Genomic DNA, 1,584 nt, shown 5'->3' with positions numbered 1-1,584 from the left:
GCTTTTTTCATTCCTATTCCCCTTATCATTAAATATATTTAAAATATACCACGAAGTGAGTTGAGGCAGATGAATGAATTGAAAAAGAATACCATTGCGACAGATGAAGATTATTTTGAGCTTTCAAGTATGGTTTATAAAAAAGATTATTTGGAAGAAGGGAAAGAGATAAAAGGAATTGACGGTAAATTATGGAAGGTAATAGACACCTTCGATGCAGATCACACAAAGGTGAAAAATGGATTACAAGCAATCGCTGTAGTACCCGCAGATAAGTATAAATCTGGTAAAAAACAGTATGACGATGTAATCATTGCATACCGCGGTACTGAATTTGGTAGATTCGATGGAGATAAAACCACAGATATAGTTCAAATTACACTTGGACAGAAAAAGAACCTTGGTGTAGCAGGTGAAAAGGTACCGACATCATTTGATAGTGCAGTAGAATTTGCAGAAAAAATTAAGAAAAAATATAACCCTACATCTATTCACACTACCGGACATAGTAAAGGTGCTGCAGAAGCCCAATATGTAGCAGCAGAAATGAATTGTTATGCAACAACATATGCTGCACCAAATATTTATAGATTACTAAGTGATAAAGCAAAAAAACGAGTAGATGAAGGCGTAATGGAAAATAAAGTAGTAGATTATACTCATAAAGAAGATGCTGTAGGAAATTTCAATCAATTTGGAGCACCTATGATTGGTAAACAATTTACAACAAAAAGTAATGGAACAGATAGTATTCTCGCGGCTGTATTTATGGGACAACATCCAATGTCAACATTTCTAGAAATGTTCCACAATAATGGTAGTGTTCGACTAGAATTAGAACCAGATGATATCATTCGTCATGCAAAAGAGATACAAAAAATAAGCGATATATTATCTGATATTATTAGAAATATAGAAAGATTTCAACAACAAGAAGAAGAGGAAGTTGCGAAATTAAAGAGTCAATTGAAGCATGAGACAGGACCTGGAGGAAAATATCATCTGTTAGAAGAACATGAAGTAGATGAAGCAATTAGAGAGGTTGCAAAAATATCCCAAAACGGAAAAGACTATTTTCATGATATACAACTAGCATAAGAACTAATTCATCTTTTACGGAAAAAACAAAAAGAATTGATTCATTTTGGAGATGATATTGCTTATGCAGCTAATTCATTACGAGATAAAGATAATCAATTAGGAACAAATTTTGAAGGACTGGCGGCGAGATAATATGATGGATTTTATAGGGGAAATTCAAAAAATAGAGAAAGAAATAGAAAAAGCTACAGTTGGTGCAGTTGGAACTATTATAGATGAGTTGCAAGCTGTTAAAAAGCAATTAGAAAAAGAACTGCAACAATCACTTTTAAAAACTGATGTAGCATTCAAAACAAATAGCATAGTAGCAAGCCAAAAACATGCCATTCAAAAAAACAAAGAAGCATTTCATGATGTATGCAAAAGTTTATCTGAACAAGGAATTGAATTAAACAAAAGTTTTGAAAGCAAAACAGGTAGTGCAATAAAAGAAACATTAAATAAACATCTCAATCAAATTCGAAATGAAATGATTTCTAAACA

General features: G+C 32.3%; 1 protein-coding gene and 1 pseudogene. Both read left to right on the top strand.

Annotated features, from left to right (window positions below; translation table 11 throughout):
• Positions 1-69: 69 nt before the first annotated feature.
• Positions 70-1,233: pseudogene (locus ACQGS6_RS28120) on the top strand (hypothetical protein).
• Position 1,234: 1 nt separating this feature from the next.
• Positions 1,235-1,584 (top strand): hypothetical protein (locus ACQGS6_RS28115; protein WP_426966002.1); only part of this gene is annotated, 350 nt, incomplete at its 3' end.

Origin of the sequence: Bacillus sp. GMs2/2, assembly GCF_050172095.1 — a bacterium.
Taxonomy (GTDB): domain Bacteria; phylum Bacillota; class Bacilli; order Bacillales; family Bacillaceae_G; genus Bacillus_A; species Bacillus_A cereus.
This window is presented reverse-complemented; position numbering and strand designations above follow the sequence as displayed.